Origin of the sequence: Bacillus fungorum, from assembly GCF_002746455.1 — a bacterium.
GTDB classification, from domain to species: Bacteria; Bacillota; Bacilli; order Bacillales; family Bacillaceae_G; genus Bacillus_A; species Bacillus_A fungorum.
This window is the reverse complement of sequence record NZ_NWUW01000003.1, coordinates 122,429-148,184: the sequence shown is the minus strand read 5'-3', so window position 1 is coordinate 148,184 and position 25,756 is coordinate 122,429. Positions and strand designations below refer to the sequence as shown.

At 33.0% G+C, this 25,756-nt stretch carries 23 protein-coding genes and 3 pseudogenes; 5 read left to right on the top strand and 21 right to left on the bottom strand.

What is annotated here, in order from left to right:
• Positions 1 to 249: 249 nt before the first annotated feature.
• The 10 genes from CO726_RS05360 to CO726_RS05315 all read right to left on the bottom strand — a co-directional run bounded on the left by CO726_RS05360 (position 250) and on the right by CO726_RS05315 (position 13,285).
• Complete coding sequence (locus CO726_RS05360; protein ID WP_136699393.1) at positions 250 to 705, bottom strand: TspO/MBR family protein; 456 nt, start codon at positions 703 to 705, stop codon at positions 250 to 252.
• A gap of 111 nt (positions 706 to 816) precedes the next feature.
• Positions 817 to 2,247 carry a cryptochrome/photolyase family protein gene (locus tag CO726_RS05355; RefSeq protein ID WP_099683729.1) on the bottom strand — a complete coding sequence of 477 codons (1,431 nt, stop codon included), beginning with the start codon at positions 2,245 to 2,247 and terminating at the stop codon, positions 817 to 819.
• A gap of 194 nt (positions 2,248 to 2,441) precedes the next feature.
• A complete protein-coding gene (locus CO726_RS05350; RefSeq protein ID WP_099683562.1) occupies positions 2,442 to 3,023 on the bottom strand; it encodes a PadR family transcriptional regulator in 582 nt (193 codons plus the stop codon).
• A gap of 76 nt (positions 3,024 to 3,099) precedes the next feature.
• Positions 3,100 to 4,623 carry an MDR family MFS transporter gene (locus CO726_RS05345; protein WP_099683561.1) on the bottom strand — a complete coding sequence of 508 codons (1,524 nt, stop codon included), beginning with the start codon at positions 4,621 to 4,623 and terminating at the stop codon, positions 3,100 to 3,102.
• A 223-nt stretch (positions 4,624 to 4,846) separates the two neighbouring features.
• Positions 4,847 to 6,064 carry an NAD(P)/FAD-dependent oxidoreductase gene (locus CO726_RS05340; protein ID WP_099683560.1) on the bottom strand — a complete coding sequence of 406 codons (1,218 nt, stop codon included), beginning with the start codon at positions 6,062 to 6,064 and terminating at the stop codon, positions 4,847 to 4,849.
• A 174-nt stretch (positions 6,065 to 6,238) separates the two neighbouring features.
• A complete protein-coding gene (locus CO726_RS05335; RefSeq protein WP_099683728.1) occupies positions 6,239 to 7,264 on the bottom strand; it encodes an alpha/beta hydrolase in 1,026 nt (341 codons plus the stop codon).
• Positions 7,265 to 7,521: 257 nt separating this feature from the next.
• Complete coding sequence (locus tag CO726_RS05330) at positions 7,522 to 8,043, bottom strand: carbonic anhydrase (protein WP_099683559.1); 522 nt, start codon at positions 8,041 to 8,043, stop codon at positions 7,522 to 7,524.
• Positions 8,044 to 8,122: 79 nt separating this feature from the next.
• Positions 8,123 to 10,747 carry a DUF2309 domain-containing protein gene (locus CO726_RS05325; RefSeq protein WP_099683558.1) on the bottom strand — a complete coding sequence of 875 codons (2,625 nt, stop codon included), beginning with the start codon at positions 10,745 to 10,747 and terminating at the stop codon, positions 8,123 to 8,125.
• Between the two features lie 2 nt (positions 10,748 to 10,749).
• Positions 10,750 to 12,279: an NADH dehydrogenase subunit 5 gene (locus CO726_RS05320; RefSeq protein WP_099683557.1), complete on the bottom strand. Its 1,530-nt coding sequence runs from the start codon at positions 12,277 to 12,279 to the stop codon at positions 10,750 to 10,752.
• 643 nt (positions 12,280 to 12,922) lie between these two features.
• Positions 12,923 to 13,285, bottom strand: coding sequence for a Na-translocating system protein MpsC family protein (locus CO726_RS05315; protein ID WP_099683556.1), 363 nt, complete (start codon positions 13,283 to 13,285; stop codon positions 12,923 to 12,925).
• Positions 13,286 to 13,685: 400 nt separating this feature from the next.
• On the opposite strand from CO726_RS05315, the pseudogene CO726_RS05310 reads away from it, so the two are divergent.
• Positions 13,686 to 14,008: pseudogene (locus tag CO726_RS05310) on the top strand (transposase); the annotation flags it as partial.
• Between the two features lie 94 nt (positions 14,009 to 14,102).
• Here the strand turns inward: CO726_RS05310 and CO726_RS05305 are convergent.
• From CO726_RS05305 to CO726_RS05295, 3 genes are all read right to left on the bottom strand, one after another.
• The gene (locus CO726_RS05305) at positions 14,103 to 14,738 is read right to left on the bottom strand and encodes an HXXEE domain-containing protein (RefSeq protein WP_169513017.1); all 636 of its coding nucleotides are present in this window, start codon (positions 14,736 to 14,738) and stop codon (positions 14,103 to 14,105) included.
• Positions 14,739 to 14,755: 17 nt separating this feature from the next.
• A complete protein-coding gene (locus CO726_RS05300) occupies positions 14,756 to 15,343 on the bottom strand; it encodes a TetR/AcrR family transcriptional regulator (protein ID WP_099683553.1) in 588 nt (195 codons plus the stop codon).
• A gap of 374 nt (positions 15,344 to 15,717) precedes the next feature.
• Positions 15,718 to 15,942 (bottom strand): hypothetical protein, encoded by a 225-nt coding sequence (locus CO726_RS05295; protein WP_245916566.1) that lies wholly within the window; start codon positions 15,940 to 15,942, stop codon positions 15,718 to 15,720.
• Positions 15,943 to 16,232: 290 nt separating this feature from the next.
• On the opposite strand from CO726_RS05295, the gene CO726_RS05290 reads away from it, so the two are divergent.
• From CO726_RS05290 to CO726_RS05280, 3 genes and pseudogenes are all read left to right on the top strand, one after another.
• On the top strand, positions 16,233 to 16,436 hold the full coding sequence (locus tag CO726_RS05290; RefSeq protein ID WP_099683552.1) for a hypothetical protein: 204 nt from the start codon (positions 16,233 to 16,235) through the stop codon (positions 16,434 to 16,436).
• A gap of 128 nt (positions 16,437 to 16,564) precedes the next feature.
• Positions 16,565 to 16,891: pseudogene (locus CO726_RS05285) on the top strand (IS4 family transposase); the annotation flags it as partial.
• 121 nt (positions 16,892 to 17,012) lie between these two features.
• Positions 17,013 to 17,882, top strand: a complete 870-nt coding sequence (locus CO726_RS05280; RefSeq protein WP_245916565.1) for a metallophosphoesterase family protein — start codon at positions 17,013 to 17,015, stop codon at positions 17,880 to 17,882.
• 177 nt (positions 17,883 to 18,059) lie between these two features.
• Here the strand turns inward: CO726_RS05280 and CO726_RS05275 are convergent, their stop codons facing one another.
• From CO726_RS05275 to CO726_RS05265, 3 genes are all read right to left on the bottom strand, one after another.
• On the bottom strand, positions 18,060 to 18,326 hold the full coding sequence (locus CO726_RS05275; protein WP_099683551.1) for a hypothetical protein: 267 nt from the start codon (positions 18,324 to 18,326) through the stop codon (positions 18,060 to 18,062).
• Between the two features lie 21 nt (positions 18,327 to 18,347).
• Entirely contained in the window at positions 18,348 to 18,971 is a 624-nt protein-coding gene (locus CO726_RS05270; protein WP_099683550.1) for a hypothetical protein, read from the bottom strand.
• Positions 18,972 to 19,443: 472 nt separating this feature from the next.
• Positions 19,444 to 20,154 carry a DUF421 domain-containing protein gene (locus tag CO726_RS05265; RefSeq protein WP_098758187.1) on the bottom strand — a complete coding sequence of 237 codons (711 nt, stop codon included), beginning with the start codon at positions 20,152 to 20,154 and terminating at the stop codon, positions 19,444 to 19,446.
• Positions 20,155 to 20,793: 639 nt separating this feature from the next.
• On the opposite strand from CO726_RS05265, the pseudogene CO726_RS32330 reads away from it, so the two are divergent.
• Positions 20,794 to 20,901 (top strand): annotated as a pseudogene (locus CO726_RS32330) (response regulator transcription factor); the annotation flags it as partial.
• A 110-nt stretch (positions 20,902 to 21,011) separates the two neighbouring features.
• Here the strand turns inward: CO726_RS32330 and mntA are convergent.
• The 5 genes from mntA to CO726_RS05235 all read right to left on the bottom strand — a co-directional run bounded on the left by mntA (position 21,012) and on the right by CO726_RS05235 (position 25,589).
• On the bottom strand, positions 21,012 to 21,947 hold the full coding sequence (mntA, locus tag CO726_RS05255) for a manganese ABC transporter substrate-binding protein/adhesin MntA (RefSeq protein WP_099683549.1): 936 nt from the start codon (positions 21,945 to 21,947) through the stop codon (positions 21,012 to 21,014).
• A gap of 17 nt (positions 21,948 to 21,964) precedes the next feature.
• Positions 21,965 to 22,831 carry a metal ABC transporter permease gene (locus CO726_RS05250; RefSeq protein ID WP_099683548.1) on the bottom strand — a complete coding sequence of 289 codons (867 nt, stop codon included), beginning with the start codon at positions 22,829 to 22,831 and terminating at the stop codon, positions 21,965 to 21,967.
• Positions 22,828 to 23,577, bottom strand: a complete 750-nt coding sequence (locus tag CO726_RS05245; RefSeq protein WP_099683547.1) for a metal ABC transporter ATP-binding protein — start codon at positions 23,575 to 23,577, stop codon at positions 22,828 to 22,830. Before CO726_RS05245 ends, CO726_RS05250 begins: the two co-directional genes overlap by 4 nt.
• Before the next feature lie 373 nt (positions 23,578 to 23,950).
• On the bottom strand, positions 23,951 to 24,550 hold the full coding sequence (locus CO726_RS05240) for a DJ-1/PfpI family protein (RefSeq protein ID WP_099683546.1): 600 nt from the start codon (positions 24,548 to 24,550) through the stop codon (positions 23,951 to 23,953).
• A gap of 55 nt (positions 24,551 to 24,605) precedes the next feature.
• On the bottom strand, positions 24,606 to 25,589 hold the full coding sequence (locus tag CO726_RS05235; protein ID WP_136699391.1) for a phosphotransferase enzyme family protein: 984 nt from the start codon (positions 25,587 to 25,589) through the stop codon (positions 24,606 to 24,608).
• Positions 25,590 to 25,756 lie beyond the last annotated feature (167 nt).

The window sequence follows — 25,756 nt, the reverse complement described above, 5'->3', positions numbered from 1 at the left end:
AACTTTTTAAGCACTATTAAATTATTTTATTAATATAATAAAGTTCTATCAAATATCATATCAACAATACTTATATCTTTTCCCTCTATATGTTAACAGGTTCGCTTTTCTAACTTTCATCACTTTTTCTGAAACTGAATTAAAATTAATTTTTTGTCCTTCTTTAATTATTAACTGTATTTCAATATGTCGACTAATACACATAAAAACTTGAGCATTTTTATTATGCTCAAGTTTTCATTTACACCTTTAATTAATAGAATAAATTATCCAGGATAAGTATGTAGCAAATACAGACCATAAAAAATATGGAATTAACAACCATGTCGATACTTTAGATAAATTGGAAGAAAACGCTATGAGAAGTAACGTAGTAATAGCGACTAGTAAACAATCTACTGTTGCTAAAAACAAATTTTTTTGGCTGAATTGAAAGTAGCTGAACGCTTGATTGCACATATAATTTAAAAGGAATACAAACCAAAATGTTTTTGGCTTAAATCCATAGTTGTTGTAAACAATTGCAACTGATAATGCAATAAGTCCATATAATACAGCCCATATAATTCCAATCGTCATACCAGAAGGTGTCCAAGACGGCTTTTCTAACGCATCATACCAAATACGATCAATAGGGAATAAAATACTAGAAACATAAAACAAACCATATGTTAGTAAGAATACTATAACACTAGATTTTTTCATAAACATTCTCCTTTTTACTAGAAGATTATAGAAACTCTATATGATTAGTATGTCCTTTTAATGGATAAAATTCTAATATTTAAATTTCAAATACATATTGTTTAATCTATTTTATACGAATTCTTTCATACTTTTATATGCGCAAAGTGCTCTCTCTCGTGCTGCTTTATGATCAACAATCGGAAAAGGATATGTATTACCAAGCTTTATATTGGCCTTTTGTAAAACATGCTCAGGTGCTTCCCAAGGTTTATGTATATATTTGTTTGGTATATCTCTTAATTCTGGCACCCAATTTCTTATATACTCTCCATTTTTATCAAACTTTTCCCCTTGTGTGATGGGGTTAAAAATACGAAAGTACGGTGATGCATCTGCTCCACTTCCAGCAACCCATTGCCACCCCATTGTATTATTTGCAATATCAGCATCTAGTAGTGTATCCATAAACCATTTTGCTCCTTCTTGCCACGGAATTAATAAATGCTTTACAAGAAAAGAGGCTACAGCCATCCTTGTCCGATTATGCATAAAACCTGTATGCCATAGTTCCCTCATTCCCGCATCAATAAACGGATAACCAGTTTCACCCTTCTGCCATACTCTTAATAACTCCTCTTTATTATCCCATGGAAAATTTTCAAAGCTCTTATTAAGAGGTTTATATACTGTAAACGGATAATGATATAGCAAATAGTAAGAAAACTCTCGCCAAATTAATTGACGTATAAAGCTATTCACTTGTTTTTCAAAAAAACTACATTTCCTTTCAATACCTTTATTGATTAAGTAATGATACATCAGCTTTACTGATATTTGACCAAATGAAAGATAAGGCGCCAACATCGAATGAACATTTTGGTTTGGGAAATCTCTTCCTTCGCTATAAAAAGCTAATTTGCTAGAGAAAAATTTCTTAAATGTTTTGTATGCCCCTTCTTCTGTAGGCTCCCATATTGATTCCATATGAGATGTCCACGGTATAGTCGGCAGCAATCGTAGTTCTGAAACAGGTAGGCTTACTGGTAGAGAGTTTACTCCCTTTATACTCTGCACTTTACTAGTAGGTTTAGGTATTACCTGCTTTTGAAAAGCATTGTAAAAAGGCGTAAAAACCTTATATTCAGTGTTATCTTTCTTTTTAATAATCCACGGTTCTAATAATAAATGTGAATTAAATTCCTTACAGATAATATTTTTATCTTCCAATATCGTTTTCATTTTTTGATTATCTTTTAATCTGCCCGGATCGTAACAAATATTCCAATATACACCCGTTATACCTAATTGTTCTATGAGAGAAAGTATTTCTTCTTGTGTATTTCCTTTGCGAATAATTAACGTGGAACCCAATGCTTCAAGTTGCTTTTGGATATCTAATATCGCGTGATGTAACCACCACTTGGACGCCTCTCCCATTGAAAAAGCTTCATCTTGTATATAAACTGGAAGAACTTCGCCCGATTGAGAAGCTTCAAATAGAGCTGGGTTATCATATAAGCGAAAATCTTTTTGAAACATAACAATAATTTTATTTTGCATAGTCATCCCTTCTAATTTCGATACCATAATCGTTTCCTTATATAAATAAACTTTTCCATAGTTATTGAATATCTATCTGGTAAATTAAAAAATCTGATGTGAACTTTTCACCTAATTTAGCGATTGCATATAATCCACTCATAGTCCAACTAATTGCAAGTATTATACCTTTCTTTACAGTATAATACTTATACCTACAAACATTGATTTTCAATATCTCTAAGTACGTCATTTCCTACACTGTCTATTTTTTTATTTTTCATATTAGCATATAAATTTCTCAAGACTTTTAGCTCAGTTTTTAGATGTAAAATAACACTAGATAGTATATATAATTTAGCCAGGCTCTCTTCTCCATATTTTTCCTCATATACTTTTTGAAGAGTCGTAAGGTATAAGGTTAATTGAGATATTTTAATTTTTAGCTGTTCTAGAATTAATCTGTCATCACCATACTGTGCAAAAAGTAATGCTTCATATATAGGACGATGCATATCCTCTTTCTTTATCATTTGTTCTAATAATAAATGCTCAAATTCTTGTTTACCACTTTTAGTAATACCATAGATAGTTCGTTCAGGACGTTGTTCATTACGAATAATATCAACAACTTCTATAAAGCCCTTCTTTTCAAGTTGCTCAAATGTATAATATAAAGAGCCTTTAGTAATTTTTATATAATATTTCATTTCACTATTTTTTAAAAGTTGCTGGACTTCATACGGATGCCTATTTTTCTCCATAAGAAGGCCCAGCATAAAAAGCTTTGTATTCATAACTCTCCACTCCTTAATAACCTATACCAATAGTATAAGCTAAAAATAAGCAAAGAATCTTTTTGTTTTATAAAATTTATGACTTCAAATTCACTTTATTATCCTTTGTACCAGCTTTAACGTTCCCCATAAATAATATCGCCATAAACGAAATGATAATGGGAATTAAAGCTAGTAGAAATACAGTAGTAATTGAAGATGACATAGCAGCTATAATTTTTTCAAGAATAAAAGTAGGAATACTAGTCCTTACATCTGAGCGAAATATTGCACTCGGATCACCTAGATTATTTAACATGCTGGAACCGTGTTCTATTCCCTTAAGAGCCTCCTTTAAGTTAGCTGTAAAGGTACTATTTTGAATGGACCCAAAAATCGTTACTCCAATTGTCATACCTAGTGAACGAAAGAATGAGTTTGTTGAAGTAGCTGAACCACGGAATCTCGGTTCCATATTATGAATAGAAACTGTGGGAAGTAAAGAGAACGAAAATCCAACTCCAAATCCCGTTATAATCATGTATGTCGTTAAAAGTACACGGCTTGTTTGCGGATCCATCGTTCCTAATAAATACATACCTATCCCAAAGGATATTACAGATAGTAGCATCAAGTTGCGGTAACTAATTTTCGTTTGAAATATTCCACCAATGGCACTACCTACCACAGAACCTAACATCATTGGTGTTAAAATTAATCCAGCATTAGTTGCTGTTCCGCCATATACAGCCTGAACAAAAATAGGAATAAATACTGTTAAAATAACAAATGTTGCTCCATAGAAAAATGTAATAACTTGAGATACTGCAAATTCCTTACGCTTAAACATCCGAAATGATATTATCGGATCTTTCACTTTTCTTTCTATCAATAGAAAGCCAATAAAAAATACAGTAAACGATACAAATAGCCCAATGATTTGTATAGAATCCCATGCGAATTCTTTTCCTCCTAATTCTAAAGCGAACATTAAGCTAATTACTGCTATTACGAGCGTTATCGCCCCCCACCAATCAATATTTTGCTTAGTAGGTGGATTATTTTCTTTATACGCTTTTAAAATAAAAATTAATGACATTAAACCAATTGGAATATTGACGTAAAAAATCCAATGCCAACTAATATTTTCTGTTATATACGCGCCTAATAAAGGTCCTAATACACTTGAAGAACCAAATACGGCCCCTAATAATCCAGTCATTTTACCTCTTTTTTCAATAGGAAAAATATCAAATACAATGGTAAAGGCGATTGGCATAAGTGCCCCCCCACCTATACCTTGAACTGCACGATAAATACTTAGCTGAACAATACTTTGCGCAGTACCACATAATGCAGAACCAATTAAGAAGATGAATAAACCAAAAATATAGAACCTCTTTCTACCATACATATCAGATAATTTCCCAAAAATAGGCATACCAGCCATAACTGCAACCATATAAGCAGAAGTAACCCAGACGAATTTATCCAATCCACCCAAATCTGAGACAATTGTACCAATTGCAGTGGCAACAATTGTATTATCCATTGCAGCCATTAAAATGCCTAGCATTAACCCAGCTATTACTAAGCGTAAGTTGCTCTCTTTTGCAACCATACCTCTTTCCTCCTTTTTTCACATTCAACAGAATAAATGGTCTAATTAAACTATATACTCATTATAGTCTAATTAGACTATTTTTCAATAAATCAATAAAAAAATAAATCCCCCCAAAATATATTGGAGAGATTACAATTGTAGAATTGCTTCCTATATAAAATAATTAAAATCGTTAAAACAATCACTTCTTTATACTACCTTAATTTTGCATACATGCAGCTTACTCATTTAGTTTTGGTCTAGTTTGTAAATATAAATTCAAATCCGGACTTGAACCGTTAATAATTATATCTCGAACAATTTTAGAAAGTACCATACTATATACTAATCCATTATCTCCATACGCATAGATAAAGTGACAATTTGGAAACTCTTCATACATTCCAATTATAGGTAAACCATCATGAGTACCACCATAAAAAGCACTTAAATAAAATTCAGGTTCAACTGTTATATTGGGAAAGAGCTTATTAAATTCATTCACTAATTTCTCTTTTTTATGGATTAATTTTGAGTCTCTTTCTTGAGCAATGTTTGTATCTTCATCTAACCCACCTATAATAATCCTGTTATCTGCAGTAGTTCTCATATAAATATATGGTCTCGCAGTTTCCCAAATGAGAGTACGTTTATACCAAGAAGATAAATCTTCCACAGGATTAGTAACAATTGCATATGAACTAATCAGTGTAGCGTTCTTTTCCTTTTTAAATTCCAAACCTTCATATCCTGCAGCCACAATTACTTTATTAGCAGTAATAGAATTGCCCCCTTTTGTATAAAAGATAGCACATTCTTTCTCTAACTTTTTGCCAACAATCTCCGTATCTTCATAAATGTGAACCCCTTTATTAGAAGCTTGTTTTAATAAATTATGTGTAAATTTATAAGGATTTATTTCACCATCATTATACGTATAAATAGCTGCACGTTTTTTAAATGGATATCTCTGTCCAATTTGTTCCTCTGATAGCCAAGTCGCTTTAAAATCATGCTTATGTAAATAATACAGTTCTTTTTCTAATTTCTTTATATCCTCTTCATAGCTTGCATAATATAAACTGTCACGTCGTTTAAAGTCAGAGCAATAAGGTAAACTTTGATCAGCATATTCAATATCATGAATAGCTTGTTCACATAACTTCATATGCTTAACTGCATACTCTTCTCCAAATGTATTTACAAGTTCAAAAAACATCTTATCACCTAAATATTGAATAAGTGCTGTATTTGTAAGGTTACTCCCATGTCCTACCTTTCTTTTATCAACGATAACAATATTTAAATCTGATTCACTCAAATAGTATGCTGATTGAGCACCCGAACTCCCTGCTCCTATTATTAGTACGTCACATTTTATATCTTCGTCCAAACGGGGATAAGAAGGTGTATTAGAAAAAGTTGTGTTCCAATATAAATTCCCTTTCTGTAAATCCATTTTAATTGCACCATCCTAAATAAAATAGTTATATCCCCATCTGTATCTCCAAATCATTCTAACTATATACTTCTTATTAAAATTATCTTGCTACCATTAGATTATTAGTACAATATGTTTGTCCACTCATATTTGGTATTAAACTAAGCTTATAAAAAGCTAATAGTAGATATATTATTTATTTTCATTTAGAAATTTAAGAACTTGGTTAAAAGCTTCTTGACCTGCTGGAGTGTTCATTTTAAATTGAAATTCATGTGCTAACTCGCCAGAGATATTTTTATCAAAGAAAAGTGTATCTACAGGTACTCCTTTATTTTGTAAAGTAGAAGCTAATGCTTTAGCTTGATCTTCAAATGATGCAGTATTTCCATCTGTGATGAACGTTGGTGGGTAATCTTTTGTAACGTGTTTATAAATAGAGGCAATTTCTATTTCAGGTAATGTTTCAAATTTCTTTTTCCCAAAGTAAGCCCAACCAGTAGTACGCATAAAGTCTTGCACTTCTTTGGATGTTTCCATTTTAGCTAATGCAGGCATATTATACGGGCCGCAAAATAGCAGTATACCTTTAATTGTAGAAGGAGCAACAATAGCGTCAATTCCGGTTAATTTCGCATAATCTGGAGATGTTTGAATAGTAACGAATTGTCCAGATATTTGCGCTCCAGCAGAATCTCCTGCAAAATACAGATCATCTAGTTTTACATTATATTTCTTTGCATTTTCTTTTATATATTCGTAAGCCTCACCAAGTTGTAGTACTGGTGTAGGATACTTTCTTTTAGGAGCAAGAGCATAATTTATATTTATCACTGTATAACCACGAGCAGCTAATTCTACTGCATAACCAGTAATATCTGATTTATCTCCACCTACAAATCCACCCCCATGTACCCAAAAAATAACAGATGTTTTTCCCGTAAGATTTTTGGGATAAATAATGTCTAATGTACCATCAGGAAATTTAGAATTATAATTGATATCTTTAACAATTCGTGTCTCTTTTAGAGCGTTTTTATAATCATTAGATTGAACAAACATTCCACTTTCAAATGCTTTTTTTATGAGAAACGCTTTTGGAATAGGTGAAACATTCCAAAAAACAACTCCCGCAATAATCAATCCGAAAACAATAAAAAGAGATAGCAACATTCTTTTTTTCCATATCATTTTAGGTTTTAACTGTTTTATTCTCATAATTAAAGAATCTCCATTCTTTTTAATAACAATCTTGAAATAAACCATAACATAAATTTTTATTTTCCACCTGCTAATCCGTCCTTAAAATTTCATGCAAAAGGTTATATATTTTTATTATGTACATATTAGATATCTCCTATAAAACACATTAAAAATTCAAACAAAAAGAGCAAAAGATCCCCATTTATAGAAGATTTCTTTTGCTCTTTGTAAAGGACACAAGTCCAAATAAAAGTTGCTTATCTATCGATAACTTACACATAAGAATGCATTTGTTTCACTACTTTATTAGCAGAAACTTTAACAACCATTTCTTTTTCACCTGCTCTATCAATCCTGAAACCATGAACTTTAACATTAGACGGCACTAATGGATGATGACGAATCATATCTATACTCTTCTCAATATTTTCACTAACATTTTCTTGTCCACTTAGCCATGCATTCAGGCTACCACTTGAAAATTCAGGCATGCAATTTTTAAAGAGATAGTCTATTTCTCTGTTATTTTTTATGGAATCACGTTGAATTTGTAGATTAACTACATCAGTTTCTTTATCCTCTATTCCTACAACAAAAACTTCTTCCACATTTTCTTCATAAATAGCAATAATAACAGATCTCATTATATCTCCATAAGGATGTACAATTACAGAATCATAGCTGTGTATAGTCAACATGTTTTCTTGTTGAATGTTACTTATTTGTTGGATAATAGGCTCTATTCCGTGTTCAACGTCTGTTAATAATAATACTTTTTTATTCTTTGAATTCATATGGAGCACTCCTTCTTCATTATTGTATTTATGAACCTTTTAAGTTAGTAGCAATAGTTGATTATGCATTACATGATTGTTACCAGTTTTTCCAGCGTCCCTCTGGATCAACACTTGCCAGTCTAATCCATCCATTTTGAACTTTTTCTCGAAATGTGAGATTGGCATTTAGCAAACGCTCTATATATTCAATAGGTGCTTGAATTACAATTAGTAAACGAAGTGGTGAATGATACGTCTCACTATCTGACTGCATAACCGATTGCCAAGGTAAGCCTGGCAACAGGTCACTTGCATTCCCTTGCATAACACCGAGACCTGCCGTTACGGTTTGGGTTGTTTTGTTTCCACTACCATAATAATGAGGTGCTACAGTTGAAGCATAATATTGTAGGTTTATCCACTGAGCTACTGTTCCTGGTCCCGCTATAATGTTAGCTAATATATCGCCGCTTTCATCCTGTTTCCAATCATAATTATGAAGGAAAGCCCTACCTTCTAAGTCACAATCCTGAGTTAATTCTCGTTGCCCGATAATAAAAGATGCATTACGGGCTAATCCCCATTCCGGACGTATTTCACTCCAATCTTCTGCAAATCGATGCGCCTCTTTACTCGCATTTTTTATTTTCGTTTTGAAATTAGGTAATTGCGTTAAACGCTCTCTATTTGCATGTTGGCTCACATTTGGCATAATCGACTCGATACAATCAAATGCTAATTGCGCAGTTTCCGAAAGTTCTGGGACGTAAATCCATTCCAATTCGTCCACTGTTGTTTTATGTTCAGCTGCTGCAAAAATGGTATCCTCAGGAATTTTAATACCTTCAGTAGACAACGCCTCTCTCACTTCTGGAAGATTACATAAAGTAGCAAAAACTCTTGCATTGAATCCTCCTGCTGCTCCGCCACAAGCACCACACTCAAGCGCAGCTGCATAAGGGTTGTTCGTACTTTGACTACTGTGTCCACACATTACAACTAAAGGAGCAAATTTTTCTGTCAATCCCACCATTTTTAAAGCTTGACGCACATAGTTCACTTTTTCTTCTTTAGTAAAACCGATAGGTATCTCACCTTTTGTGTCATGAACATGATTAAGCGAGAATGTTGTATCCGGTTTTTGTAACATAGTTTTACGGAGGTTACGAATTAAACTACCTACTCTTCTTGGGACAAAGCTTCTTGTCATCATCTGTAGACCAAGTAAAGGGCCACTTAACTCAGGTAGCAACATACTTGTCAGTACGTTCTGTTTCATCGTTTTAAATGTATAACTTATTGAGCTGCCTACCATCTTACGTTGCTGATAAGATTTAAATTCATTTTCATCTGTGAGCTCTTCTATTTGATGTTTCGGTTTTAGTATAACTGGCAAAGAAGGATGGCTGTCATTACTACCTAGTTCACTAGTTGCAATTGGTAACCCAAAGAAACCAGCTATTCCAAACGTTTCGAACGGACCTAATTTTTCTAGGTGGCGACGAAACGGTTCTGAACGTACATCAATACAGAATGCTAATTGAGCTAATACACGCTTTTTATCATTAGTTACACGTTGTTTAGAAGCAATCTTCTCCCTTAATTGCTCTGCATGCGTTTGTTCCCAAGCTTCCAACCAAAGTTTCCTACGAATATTTTCATCAAAGCGATAAGCAAATGTTAATAATTCGCTTTGTTCAGCTGCAGGCATTTGTAACCATTCCTGGATTGAAATATTCCCCCAATAGATCCAAGAAGCTATAAGTGGAGCAATCGAAACTTTTTTCTCAACCTTTTGATTTGTTAAAGATAAATAAGGTTTTACAATAGCCAACTCCATAGAAATTCGAACTGCTAAATATTCTATTAAGAGTCCCTGTTCCTGAATTGATTGTTGTGAGCGCCATAATATCATTCCTGCCCACCCAGGCAAAGAAAGTAAGTGCCCTTCAAGATAAGCTTGTATGTTAGATTCAAAAATCCCTAGTTCAGATAATGCTCTCGTTAAAGCTACTTGGGCATCTTGTGGCCAATCTTTTAAAACTTTACGCTCTTTTTTACTGAGCGCTGGATCAAATTTAATAAGGTGTTGCCATGCACGATAAAAACCTTTCTCTCGATTTGGCATCGTCCAACTTGACCCGGAGTCATCCAAATATAATTTACACCATTTAATGATGTGATAATTAAGAATATCAGATAGGTTTTCACTATTTTGATTCTCTATAAGCGAACTTATTGGTTGTATAACAGAGGCTTTAATACTTCCTGTATTTATATAACTCATTTCTTCCGCCAATTTATTTAATTCTGGCAATGATAATAGACTAGAAGGTAATCTCTCTAACTTTAAAGCGGCCTGGCAAAAACGCTCCGCTGTCTCTCGCGGGATATGAAAAGATTGTGAATCAAGCCAACGAGACAAGCTCATTTGTAAAAACGATTCCTCAATCTCACCTTTCGCCTTTGCCGAATGAATCATGGAAGTACTAGGATATATATCCACATTACGAGCTTCTTTTAACCAATTTGCGACTTGTTCAAATGATTGCTTTTCAAGTCCCATCCAAGGGTGATGAGCTGCAAACGTAGAGATAGGCCAAAGTGGCGCAATAACTCGGCTAGCAGATGCAATTAAATCATTTATATTATTTTCTTGTAGATCAATGTTTATATCTTTCTTTTTTAAAGGTTCTTTCGTTAATATTGACGGTATGCTCATCACTAATTACCTCCCTTTGATACATAATACTTAAGATAGCTTGGGTGACTTTCTACTGACTTTCGTCTCGCCTCACCTACTCGAACGAACCAAAGATAAAGTACAGCAAATATAGTGGAGGATTGATTACGAGTAACGAAAGTACCAATAGCACTACTAAATAGTAAAATACATATCACAAAGATAATGGCTGGAGCTGAAGGTTGAACACTTTGGTAAATGTCAGTATGCAACCATTTGTAAAGAGAATTATGAACGGTAAAATAAATAAGAGAAAATCCAATCAAAACAATTAAACCAGCAATTCGTCCCATTCTTCCCTCTCCAAAAACAACAAGCTGTTTCCATGAAAAGTATAGTGACCACCCTAAGATGAACGCACTAACTAATTGATACCCCTCTCCAGAAGCCATAAACCAGAAAACAATCGCTATAAATAATCCTAAAACACGCCCGACTATAATCCATAAATTGGACATCTTTTCATTAGACTGCTTCACTACTCCAAAACGTTCTACTGAAGAACCAGCTTGTAAAAACAGGGTAGCTTTAAACAAACCATGTAAAATTAAATGAGTAACAGCCGCTAAATAGGCTCCTAATGCGCATTGAATAAGCATAAAGCCCATTTGTGCAATAGTTGACCCCACTAGCTGACGTTTATAATCAACTTGAACTAGGCTAATTCCTGTTCCTATTAAGACAGAAATACTAGAAAAAATAAGTAAAATGATTTGTGCAATATCATCATGAAAAAGAGGCGAAAATCTAGTTAACATGATACCGCCAGCATTTACTAAACCCGCATGCATAATAGCAGAAACAGGCGTTGGAGCAACAGCAGACTCAATTAGCCATCTTTGAAAAGGCCATTGTGCTGCTGGAATCATCACAGCTACTATAATCAATAAGTTAATTCCTGTTTTTTCCAATGCTCCAAATTGAGCTACATTTTCATTCGTTAAAACTGATGTTAACTGCCACTGTCCAGTTATTTGAAACAGCCAAATGACAGCTGATAGTAAGGCAATCCAACTTATTGTAAATAAAAAGCCTGAGATTTTTGTTGCTTCACTAACTACTTTCCAACCTTTATTTAGTCTGATGAGTAGAACCAATCCAATAAGAGTTGCGCCCCAACAAATAATCATGAAACGAAGGTCATTACTTAACCATGCAACTGAAGATATACCTGTAGTAAATGTAAAAAGTGCAAAGTATTTTCGATATGAGCGATCTCCCATTAAGTAACGTACAGAAAAGCGCTGAATAATTAAACCAATTGTAAGAACAAAGAAAGCCATTAGCCAAGCTAAAGTATCTAGATGCCAAGGGCCCACAACTCTATCTCCATTGTTATTAACAAGTGCGAGTAAAGAAACCAATGAAGGCAAAGCAGCGATACCAATATGGATATGAACAAAACGTAAAGGCATCCTTGCATGTAAAAACAATAATCCACTTAACCAAGAAGCACTAAGCGCCATAAAAAATAATGTTAACAGTGTTGATGAACTTAGCGAAATTAACATGTAAATACTCCCTTCTAAACGAAAATAAACTGTAAGAATTCCCTTTCATTACGATAATTTTTTTAATTTCAATTTTCATTCACTCTTTTTAGTACATCGTTTTTTCCCATAAAAAAAACCGACAACTTCCATAATTCAATGATTTTATATCATCATTGAATTATGGAGATTGTCGGTTTCCCTTCAACTAACTGCAATAAAGTTTTTTGAAGAGCTCCCATTTTATAGAGGATAATGTATGTATTACTCCTGTTAAAAAGAAAAGTATATTTCTGATCTCCTAGATTATGCAATCAATATATCAATTTATGTTATGCGCTATCTTTCAATTAAGAAACTTTTTCATTTAGTCAATATTACATATTAAAAAAATGCTAAAGCCTTAATTATAGCAAACAGTTAAAATAAGCATCTATTAATTTTTAAAACAACTATAAGATAAACCATACTAAGCATTTTGTCAATTTATTTCCTCATTTTTTAAAGTGTTATTTCAATAAAAATTCATTATACGTAAATAATTTCAAGTTTTTAATTATTATCATGTTAATAAATTTAAATAACGTGCAAAACTTTTAGGTTTCTTAATTCTCCCATTACATTTTTAGTTTATCTCCCACTAACCTTAAGATGTTTTTCATTTTCAAAATTTTTCCTCGAGATTATGAAACAATTTAAAAATCATTACTCGTTCACCTGTACGGGAGCTTATATCCGTATGAAAGCTTTTCACTTTTTCTCCAGTTAATTCTAGTATAATCTCTTTCAAATCGTCAATTCCAGATTCAACTAGCTCCGAACGATTTTTCTTTATCGTTAGCATACCGTTTTTCGTTTCGCAAACAGTATATTCAGCCGGTGTTAAAATACCTTGTAAATTTACGATAATCATATCTCGTAATATATCTGTCTTAACGGATATAGATCCGCGTCCTAGGTAATCCTTTTCCCAGTGAGTAATTGCTTTGCTTATCTCTGATTCAATAGAGCCTTTTGAGTTTTTCATTTATGCTTCCTCCTTCAATAAATAAATTTACAATAACAATATAATAATCTGGATTGATTTTATTTTCAATTACTAAGAAGAAATTATAGTAATTGGATAGGCTACACTGAACTAGACAAAAAAAATTAAGGTCAAGTAGACTACAACTAATCTATTTGAGGAGAATCTACTATGACGAAAAATAAAAGAGAAAGAAGAACCTTTACAACGGAATTTAAGCACTAAATGGTTCAACTGTATCAGAAGGGTAAACCAAGGAAAGGCATCATTAAGGAATATGGATTAACACCATCGTCATTGGATCAATGGATCAATGGATCAATCAAAATCATACGTCTGGTTCGTTTAAAGAGAAGGCTAATAAGACCGCCGAACAACTAGAGCTGGAAGCGTTGAGAAAACAAGCCTGAATGAGATTGCCCTATTTCATACAGATCGAGGAAATGAGTTCAAAAACAAGCTAATCCATGACACGTTAAAGACCTTCAAAATCAAGCGTTCATTAAGTGCGAAAGGCTGTCCATATGATAATGTGGTAGCGGAAGCAACCTACAAAATCTTTAAAACAGAGTTCGTTCGCGGTCGTTATTTCGCAAGTTTAGAAGAATTGACCTTAGAATTGAACGACTACGTAAACTGGTTTAACAATGTTAGAATTCATGGAACATAGGCTATTTGAGCCTTATTCAATACAGACAGGAACACCTTAAAAAAATTGTCTAGTTTCGTGTTGACATACCAGTTTCTTAAGTTGATGGGGATATATGGTGGCCCCTTGTACTCTCTTCAGCATCAAAAATCCCCTCTGAATTCTGAATCACTTTAATGTATCATTATAAGGACCTAATTGTTTTTTAGAAAAGTAATGATTTGTCTCCTTACTTTTCATTAACATGTTTCCTTTTATAATTAAAAAATAGGTAGCTATTAGAAAATAGATTAGCCCTAATAACCAATCGTAATTTGTAGCCATATTGTGTAAAAGAATATATCGCATATATGCATAACCAATCGGAACATGTAGTAATACAACCGCACCTAATCCCGGGTTATATATTGTTTTAGCTTGTATATTCGCAAAAATACCATGCCATATGAATTGAAAAAAACCCATTAAAATAGGTGCCAACCCAAGCCATATAATATTTGGAAAGAAAACCGGAAGTAAATAAAAAACATACGCAATCAAAATATTTATTACCATAGCAGATTGCGTATTTAATGGATAGCGATCTGGTATATCACTTTTAAATATAACTATATTAAACAGACCAGCGAAATAACCTGGCCAACGATACTCTTCAAATTGATGCACTAAAATGGCTACAAAACTTAATGCTAACAGTACTTTTATTTCACTCATTTCTCCCAAATTCGTGACTAAACAAACAATGACAACAATAGCCACACCTAACCCTACATCACACCAATGCTTTCTAAAGAAACTAATCATCTCTATCACCCACTATCTCAATTTTTATAAAAATAGCGTTCAAATAGGAAATCAATCTGCTTTTCTATAGGCAGTACTCTTATATCCGCCCCTGATTTGAGAATTGGTATCATTAATGCTGGAAGAAAAATGGATCCGAATATTTGCACTGTCATTATCATTAAAATTTCCTGATCCGTTTCATTTGTTATTTCACTCAAAATATTCTTCACTTTACTAAAACCGAGCCTCTTCAAAAAATCTCCATACTCGTATTGTGATGTAAATACCGTAGTTCCCATTGCAATAATCTTCCTAACTAACTCAGGGTATTGCTGAATTACTAATACATAATTAAGTAAAAATATTTTTAATCTTTCTTTCGCTGGCACTGTAATATCATCTAAAATAGAAAAAGTGCCTTGGAAGCTAATTAATAAGACTTTAATTGTCTCATTAATTAACTTTTCTTTTGAGCCAAAATGGTAATTTACAAGCGCGATATTGGTATCTGACAATGCCGCAATTTTTCTTATTGTTACACTTTCGAAGCCTTTGTCTTTAATTAACTCCAATGTTGTATTTAAAATCTTTTCTTTCGTAGATATGTTTGCATTTCCCCTCAACTTATCTCCTCCTCTAAAATTCATCAATTAAACAACATTTTAAACATCGTTTAATTTTATGGTATCACCTTCAATTTTTAAAATCAATTTAATCCTTTCGACATTTCTCTACAAATAAGATTCCTGACTCTACTTAAACAAAATTAGGACTAAATTAAACTGATCATATTTAGGCTGTAGTTGTCCGATCTTCTATGGTTTAAACATATATAAACTTATAGAATCAGCTTCAAATAACTTGTTTAAGTAAAAAGTATTCACATTTAGCTTGGACAAGCATATATTATTGCATGGAGACCCTCCATTTATAAATTTTAATCTAAGAGCATTGTTATCTACTTGCTCTTGGATTTTTTACTATGAAATAACTTTCTTTAATTTATTATTCGGACTAATTCCCCAGTATTTTCAGCGTGAACTTCATGTAACTCTTCATTTTCGTTATTTAAAAAATCAATCCATCTTTTTTCTGTATCTTCGTACGATAATTCGTCCAGATAATCGTCAGGTACTAGACTACGATAAGTAGTCCTCCAACTATCAACATAAACTCTTGATACGCCCTTTATATCTTCTTTACTTATCTTTCTAATTCTCAAGTTAAGTGCCTCCAATGCAAAACAGTAAAAGAATAAAATTTATTATAACATTCTTTCTTAAACCCCAGTTAGCTCAATAAGTGTTATTCCATAAAATGGCCCGATTGTTGAACAAGTAGGAAACGGAGTACCCTTGGGATAGCACCCCATGCTCATCAAGCTAAAATTTTATAGTACCCCCAAAACGAAAAAATATGTTAAATTCTCATAGATAACTATCTTATATTAATTACATAACCTAGTGTGTGATATAATAATATAAAGATATTGTGTTTAAAGGAGGATTCAAATTGGTTAAAAACTTACCTTTACTAATAGTGATTTTAATACTAGGTGTAAGTTCTTCTACATTAAGTACGAACGGATACTTTTCTCCAGTTATAGAATGGTCTTTAATGATTATAAGTATTATTTTAAACATTACTGCAGTGATAGGTTTATCACTACACGTCCTTGTATATCAACCTATGAAAAGATTTGAAAAAAATTTATAAGAGACCTTCAAATAAAATAATGATATTTGAGGTAACACCACATCGCCATCGAGCTAAAAAAATGCATCCATAAAAAGAACAAATACGCTATTCTTTCTGTAGAATCATAGGAAAGGATGGCGTTTTTTATGTCTGTTTCTGTGTCTGATGAATTACAACTATTTGCTCAAGAGATTGAAAGTTTTTTATCTCCAAATACCTTACAGAATCTTGCTAGAAATGTTGGTTTCGTACAACGAACCAGTAAGTACCAAGCAAAAAATTTAGTAGCTTTATGTATATGGATGAGTCAAAATATCGCTACAACCTCTTTAGCTCAGTTATCTAGCTGTTTAGAAGCATCCACAGAAGTACTCATCAGTTCGAAAGGACTGAATTAACGGTTTAATAAATCAGCCGTTCAGTTTTTACAACATATATTGACTAACCTTCTAAATAAAAAATTAACTTCATCTGATTGAATTAATACAATTAAAAACTTTCCAACCATTCAAACCTAATGTCCAATCCACTCAAAACACTCTTCATATAATTAAAAGTATAGCCTTTTAATTTTTTTGAGAGGAAAAGATGTTTATGACACTACATGAGCGTTCAGAATATTTATTGAAAGAAAGAATGAAACGATTACACTGCAAGAATAAATTTAATTTTGTGTTTCTTGGAGACAGTAGAGGCAATGGGCCAGAAGATAACTGTTTTACGATGAGCGGTGAATTCGAACTTGTTTTACAAAAGGCAGCTGAATTAGATCCTTTGTTTATTATTCATGGAGGAGACACAGTTTATACAGGAGAAAAGAAATATTTAGAACACTTTGTACGCGTAGTAAAAAAAATAGTTCCTCATATACCGGTATTTGTTTGTGTTGGTAATCATGATGAATTATACCTTGAAGAAAGCAATCTAAAAAATTTCCAATCTACTATTGGAAAAGTACACTGGGTAATCGATATTCCTAACTTTAAATTTCGCTGTATAGCACTAAATAACATTATTAGCCCTAAAAATAAAATATACGGATTCACCAATGACGAACTAAACTATTTGAAAAAACAATTACATCATACCCGTCGTAATACTATTTTAGCAATGCATGCACAGCCTAATATAGGACGTTGGTCAACACTAGAAGGATTTCCTGTGGACACCCCTCAAAGTCAGAAGTTTTTTGATTTAATTCAATGTCACCATGTCAAGAAAGTACTAGTTAGCCATGTACATGCATATGACGAACAATTTATTAGAAAGAATTGCGATGGAACATTTACACTGGGACAAGGCACTGATTTTATACTATCAGGAGGGGCTGGTGCTCCCCTCGACTTGAATCCACCTTTAACTTTAAATGACTACAACTTTACTGAATTCTTCGTGAATAGACATGATATTTTAGGACCCATTCTTTGGAGAGATTTTGGCATTCCAAAAAGGTCCTGTATTTAAATAGATATTCTAATAGTAGCAAAGTATTTATACTAGAAAGACTTATTTCTAAAAAGGGCACTATTCAGCAGTGCTCTTTTTTATGGAAAATAAAATATTATTCATTATATTATCGATTTTGTTTTTCTAGATTTATCATTCAAATTATTTCATTTGTAATATCAAATTGAAAATCAACTATTCAATTGATATTGCAAGATGTGGTTTACTATAATGACTTGTGCCACCACCACCTACTGCTACTTTTCCGTTTTTATCAAATACTAATAGTTTACTTGAACCATCAGAAAGTAAAACTTCTACTCTAGCATTATCACTTGTTGCCGTATATATTACATACCCACTCTTTGTTATACACGTTTCCCAATTTTCATCAAACTCTGATCTTTCTACCCTATTTGAATACACCTGATTTTCAACTCTTCCTGGTTGTAAGTTTTCCAACTTACATCTCCCCTTCCCTTATTATATATACTTAAATTGCGGTTCTGTCTGAAGATAGTAACCACTTCTAACATGCCCTACCCAATTTGCAAAAAATTCCCTCCACTGTACACTATTAAAAAATGTATCCACTGATTGTGTTGCAGAATTCCAATTTAAAATAGTAAATGGTGCGTTGCCAACTTCCCAAATTCCCCTTAGTGTATCTGTTCCTGTCTCTCTAATTAATAGTAATGGTAATCCATATTGATAGGCCATCGAAGGTTCAATTTGTGAAAATGGCGTTCCTTCCCAAAAGGGTGTCTTAGGTTCAAAATCTCCTACATTTGTTTTAATACCTTGTACGAAGAAACGCTGAAAATTCACTGCAACCATACCATAACTGGATAAAATTACTCTCCTTATATTTGTAAGTGGTGCTTCGGGATACAAATCACTACGTGGAACCGTTCTAGGAAATAATAGAACTTGTTCTAATTCTAAAATAAGACGATCTAAAAACTGTTGTTGTAATTGATTTAGAGTGTTTGATGTACTTAAAAATACTGGAACACGAAAAGCTTGGTCTGTAATTGCCTGTAATTTTATAGAAGTATACACACCTTCTTCTGTATTTACATAGGGTTTACCATTCAGATTTTCCATACACAAAACTCCTTTAATTGTCTTTATAAATACCATATTCAACTTTAAGAATAATGCTTGGACAAGTTTATTAGTTTTATTTAAAAGTTTTTTCTCTATACCACTACCAAGCTAAAAATTTAATATACCTCTCCTGTCGCTAATAACGAAGGGCAATAATCAATGGTTTGGGTTTATTCATTTTTTATTATAGGTAGCACCATATGCCCATAAAGCTAGGATTTCAAGTTACCCCCTAAAAGAATTTTTTAACACCGAAGTTCATTTTTATGATTTTTGGGGAAGAATATGTTTCTAAACTTGATAGCTAATAGGTTCTTATCACATGTCCATTAACTTAAGTAACTTTAATACCCCCAAACAAGCTAGATGAGAAAGAATGATGTTTTCTTATGGACAATTTAAAATAAATTATAGTCATTTGTGGAAGCATCACAACGATATGTTCACTTGTGTTTTTAGTAGAAATAGCTTATTCTTTGTCCATTGGAGAAGTAATGTTATCTTTATATGTATCAATATAGATATTTCCATTTGCAGCACGTACAGCATACGTAACATCTGTGTAGCGGAGGTTACGTTTTTTTAGTTCACATTGTAATTCTAGCTCCGTATGATTGTTTTGCTTTAGGTTTTCTGTCATAATTTCCCCATCCATAATTAGCTCGATGGGAAGCTTACACTCTTTTTTTGTCGGTATATTTAAATCTTGTTTTGTAACAGTACGATATTCCGGTTTTTTCAAAACAGATATTTTACCATTTGTTTCAACTACGACATAAAGAACTTCTTCAATGTTAAAAATACCATTCTCTCTTAATTGTTGGTTTAAATAATCTAGAGAATAGCGCATTTTCCGCATATTATTTTCTAAAATTTTTCCGTTTTCAATAATGACTGTTGGATTTCCTGCAAATATTTTTCTGCCTATTCGACTTTTCAGGGATATATAACTAACCATTAAAATGATAAATACTAAAATAAGAAAAGCGATAACTGCATGATGAGTTTTTACATTTAAATTAAATGCCAAATTTGCAATAATACTTCCGATAGAAATAGCACCAATAAAATCAAAGGTATTCATTTCAGCGATAATTTGCTTTCCTAATATTTTAGCTCCGATAAATAAAATCGAGAAAGATAACAATGTTCTCAAAATAATTTCTATATGTTCAGACACAAATAGCTCCTCCTTTTAAGATTGGGTGTTCGAATAATAACATTTTATATAAGGATAATATGTATCATTGTAAAAGAATTTATTATGTTTAATAATTGCCTTATTAAAATTCACATTCGTGGCCACCGGGTATGCCTATCAATCCAACAAGAACGAACATTCTTTTTTGAAGTTAAAAAAGCATAAACAGGTTGGTCAATAAGAAACAATATTTAGGAAGCTGCTAATAATTATTGAAGTTCATTAGACATTGAAAAGAAAATCTAAAACTGCATAAAATGCGAGTTATTACACGATGGTTTCTTTCTCATGCTTTATTAATTTTTTGGGATTGCTCCTTGCTGAACTTTTAGCCCTCACGTATTTAGTGAGATAGGAAAAATATAAAAACTCATTAGTACCAAAAGGTTATAACACGACGGGAAAGTGCATATTGGACTTTCGTTCTCCTTTAGGCATGGGTTAAAGGAGAACTTTTTTATAGGGGGAATGTTTATTTTTTAGTATATTTTAACAACAGACAATTACAAGTCTTTAAAACGCCTATAGGTTCCTTGAACATAAGATATCACATAGAATTCGATAGACGAATTCCATATGATATGCGTCATCCAGAACAAGACGCTAAAACATATGAACACAATTTCCAATCACATTCAACACGTATTTGATAAATTAAATGTTTCATCTTCTTTAGAAGCTGTCACGAAGGGAATACAATTAGGTTATATTCAGCCGAATTATTGAATATAGCAATTTAATACACAAACGAAAGAGCTAACTCCAAGGAGTTAGCTCTTCCTTCTCTTATTTTGTAAATCTCCAATAGTTACGCTACACTGAGAAACAGATAGGTTTTACTTTTGTAATCCATTAATAATTGTATCTATATTCCATTTCATCATTTTCAAATACGTATCTCCATCCTCACCTGATTTACCTAGTGAGTCTGTAAAAATTGTCCCTGCAATCGGCACGTTTGTTTCTTTTGAAACAGTTTCCATACTACGTCGATCTACACTTGTTTCAACAAATAAAGCTGGCACTTTATTTGTTTGAATTACACTTACAACATCTCTAATTTGATCTGGAGTACCTTGGTTTTCTGAGTTAATTTCCCAAATGTATCCCGTCTTAATATCATATGCTTTTCCAAAGTATTTAAAAGCACCTTCACTAGAGATTAAGAAACGTTTTTCCTCAGGGATTTGATGAATTCTATTCACTGTCTCATCGTGTAAGTTTTGAAGTTCTGCTATATACTTGTCGGCATTTTTAGCATAGAACTCTTTATTTTTAGGATCTTCTTTAATTAATGCCTTTTTCACATTTTCAGCATATACAATACCGTTTTTAATATTCATCCATGCATGTGGGTCTGGTTCTTTTTCTAATCCTTTTGTTTCTAAATAAATAGCTTCTACACCTTCACTTACTTTATAAACAGGTGCATCTTTCTCTGATTTATTTGCCGTTTTTAATAGTTTTTTAAACCACGCTCCCCCTTCTTCCAGGTTTAGCCCATTGTAAAATACCATATCTGCATCTGTCATTTTCATAACATCTTTTGGTAGTGGATCATATTCATGCGGGTTAGCTCCAATTGGAACAAGACTATGAATCTCAACTTTATCTCCGCCAATTTGCTTCACCATATCATATATAATAGAGTATGTAGTTACAACTTTTAATTTTTCACTGCCTTCTTCTTTTCCATTTGTGTTACTCGAACACGCTGTTAATGCAAATACGAAAATACAAAGTATCGAAAGTAAAACATTTTTAAATTTCATTTTTATCCTCCAATCAATTATGACAACTCTGCTCTATTTTTTCTAATTTTGATAGCTCTCCAAAACAAACCTTGTGACGGTGAGAAAAAGAATGCCAATGCGAACAAGAATGTTGCAACAAGAACAATTGTTGCACCTGAAGCAAGATTATAAGAGAAACTAAAATATAGCCCTACTACAGATGAAAGTGCACCAATGCCTGCCGCAAAATAAATCATGACCCATAAACGATTTGTTAATAAATATGCTGTAGCCGCCGGTGTAATAAGCATAGCGACAACTAGAATAATTCCCACAGTTTGAAGTGATGCTACTGTAACCATTGTAAGTAGGATCATTAAGCCGTAATGAATCCATTTGTTCGGTAATCCGTAACTTTGCGCCATCGTTGGATCAAAAGTGGATACGAGTAATTCTTTGTAAAACAGCATCACAAGCCCGATAATGACCACTCCGATAATAAGCGTCATCCACATATCTGAAGAACGAACTGATAGGACGTTCCCGAATAAAATATGATACAAATCTGAACTACTCTTCATAAAGGTAATTAAAATAATCCCTACAGCAAATACAGATGTGAACATAATCCCTATCGCCATATCATGTTTAATTCGACTGTTTTGACTTACAAACCCTATTCCAACTGCAGTAATAACACCTGTTAAAACAGCTCCTATGAAATAGTTCATTCCGATCATATAAGAAAGCGCTACTCCAGGAAGAACAGCATGTGAAATAGCATCCCCCATTAATGCCATACCTCGTAAAATAATAAAGCATCCAATGACACCACAAATAACTCCTACCATAACGGAAGTTAATAGCGCCTTCTGCAGAAAACTGTACTGCGTTAATGCATCTATAAATTCTACAATCTTCATGATGAATGTACCTCCGTTGCATGATTAAACAATATTCCTTGGTTCACATACGCTTTTGACATAACAGTTGGTTCTAATACTTGCCTTACTTCTCCGTAGTGAATTAAACTCTTATTCAATAATAGCAATTTATCAAAATAGGACTCCGCTTTACTTAAATCGTGATGTACTACGACAATCGTTTTTCCCTCTGTACGTAATTCTCTAAGAATTTTAATAATTGTCTCTTCACTTGTTACATCAATTCCAACAAATGGTTCATCCAGGAAAAATATCTCTGCCTTTTGTGCTAATGCTCTCGCTAAAAAGACACGTTGTTGTTGTCCGCCTGAAAGCTCACCAATTTGACGATTTTTAAACTCCTCCATTCCGACTTTTTTGAGACATTCAAACGCCCAATCCCGATGCCCTTTCTTCGGTCTTTTCATCATACCTAAAGATGGATACGTTCCAATTAGCACGACATCTATAACTGTGATCGGGAAATCCCAATCTATATCACTTCTTTGTGGTACATATGCAACATGTTTTCTAGCACTTCGAATATCCTCTCCAAGAACTTGAACGTATCCCTTATCATTTGGGATTAAATCTAGAACAGCTTTCATTAAAGTAGATTTTCCCGCTCCATTTGGACCAATAATTCCAACGAGTTTCCCTTTTTCAATATCGAAGGAAACATTTTGAACTACTTGATTCCCCTGATAAGATACAAACAAATCTTTGACAATTATAGCCTCATCCATTTTTTATGTATTCCCCCTTCTTTTTTTCGTTAATATAATTATTTTGCGTAAAGGCAACTTTTGAACAAAAAAATATAATATGAATGTAAATCCACACTTAAGTTTCCCTAAGGAAACTTTTTTATATGAATCAAATTATATAAGCTGCACACAAATTTGTAAACTACTTTTTACTAATTTATGAATATACAATAAAAATCATTATCACTATGAAACAAAATACATTATCCATTCTATGATTTTTTAACAAGGATATTACTGTGAAAAATGAGCAATATAGTATATAAACGGAAGAGCCCACTCGTATGAGTTGACTCCTTCTCTTTTAGAATATTTAATACGCTCTACAGCAAAAACTATGATTAAGGTCAAATTACTTCCAAACAACACCTCGCCGCTCATATTCCATTCTATATTCAACAGCAGCTGCAATTTTTGGACTTGCAAACCTTTCCATAATCCAAAGACCTAAATCAATTCCTGAAGTAACTCCTCTTGCAGTAATAATATCGCCTTGATCTACAATTCTGTAAGGAAGAAATTCTGCTCCATATTCACTCATTTCACTCTGCGCCAAATGATGCATTGTCGCCTTTTTATCATTCAATATACCAAATGCAGCTAGTAACATACCTCCTGTACAAACTCCCGCAACAATCGTTCCTGCTTTGTGCATCTCTTTAATCATTTCGGTCAGAGTTCCAATTTCTAATTGCTTTCGTGCCCTATGTTCAGCTTTATGATTCCAGCCACCACCAGGTACAATTAACAAATCCGGACGATTATCCATTCGTAAAAAATCATGTAGTTTAACCGTCACTCCAAACGAAGTAGTAACTTCTTGTTTCGGTTCACTTGAAACGAATTCAACTGTAAACGGAGCCCCTTCTTCTATCGCTCTATTTAATACTTCAAAAGGTGCAAAGGAGACAAGCTCTCCAAATCCATCAAACAATACAATTTGTATTTTCATTTTTAGAACACCTCATATGGTTTCTTTTTTGAATCCCAAATTAAAGGGATAAATGTTATCTACAAATTAACAATGAAGATAGTCTTTCCCCCCGCACTCTATAAACTTCCAAATGTTTTTCCAATTCCCTCTCATCACTTATTACACTAAGCGTTTTCTTCACAAAATTCCAATTCAAACTACCGGATAGCCATAATAATGAATAAAGTCTTTTATAATCATTTGATGTTAAACTATTACTAGCCTTATACCCTTCTAAAAATGCACTAGCAACACTCGAACTTACTTCATGTGATTGTATTCCTTCTGTTCGAGAATACCACTTTATTAAAAAGGATAATCCTTCAATGCGGTCTACATAACTAATAGATTCAAAATCTACAATTCCTTTTACCTGTTCACTTGAGTCCCATAAAACATTCAAAGGATTTAAGTCTGTTTGTACGATAAACTCTAATTCACTCGTATATGCGCACTCTATATGATATGTAGCAAGATCTATATACTCCCGTACCTCCTTACATGCACTTGCCTTACTTTCTAACATCTTAAGAAATTCAGCATACCCATCCAAGTGAGATTTCTTTTGAAAAATCGAGCTTTGAAATGCGCAAGAAATATCATGGATCTTTCTTGCTTCCCTTCCAAAGGCTTCTGCAATATTTTCTGTACAATGTGTAATATGTTCCCCTTCAATCCAAGCAGACAATACAAACCGATACTGTTCATCATTCCAAGTGACAAATGTAAATGACTCTCCCGCCCTATTCTCCTTAATCTGCATAAATGGGATTCCATGCTCTCGTAAATAATACGTAAACCGTACTTGCTCTATCAGTTGTTCGTTTGATAACGCCCCAAAAGCTGGATTGATTGTTCGATCGCTATTTATAAACCGTGCGGAATATCGATCTCCATTTACGACGATTTTATAGTGTAGATCTGTATGCCAACTGTCCTTATGTAATTCTTCTTCCACTAGTAGTGAATGAATTTCTTTAAAATAATTCATTACTACATTTCTTATTATGTGTTTCATCCGATTCTCCTTTCATGCAAAAATTTGTTTTTGTACTTCCGAATAAAAACCTTTTAAAGTAAGGATTTTTAAGATACACCTAATTTATTCAAATAAAGAATCATACCCTACTGTGGAGTAATAATAAAGTTATGTAATTTTGCCGCCAAAATTACAGCAGCCTTCTA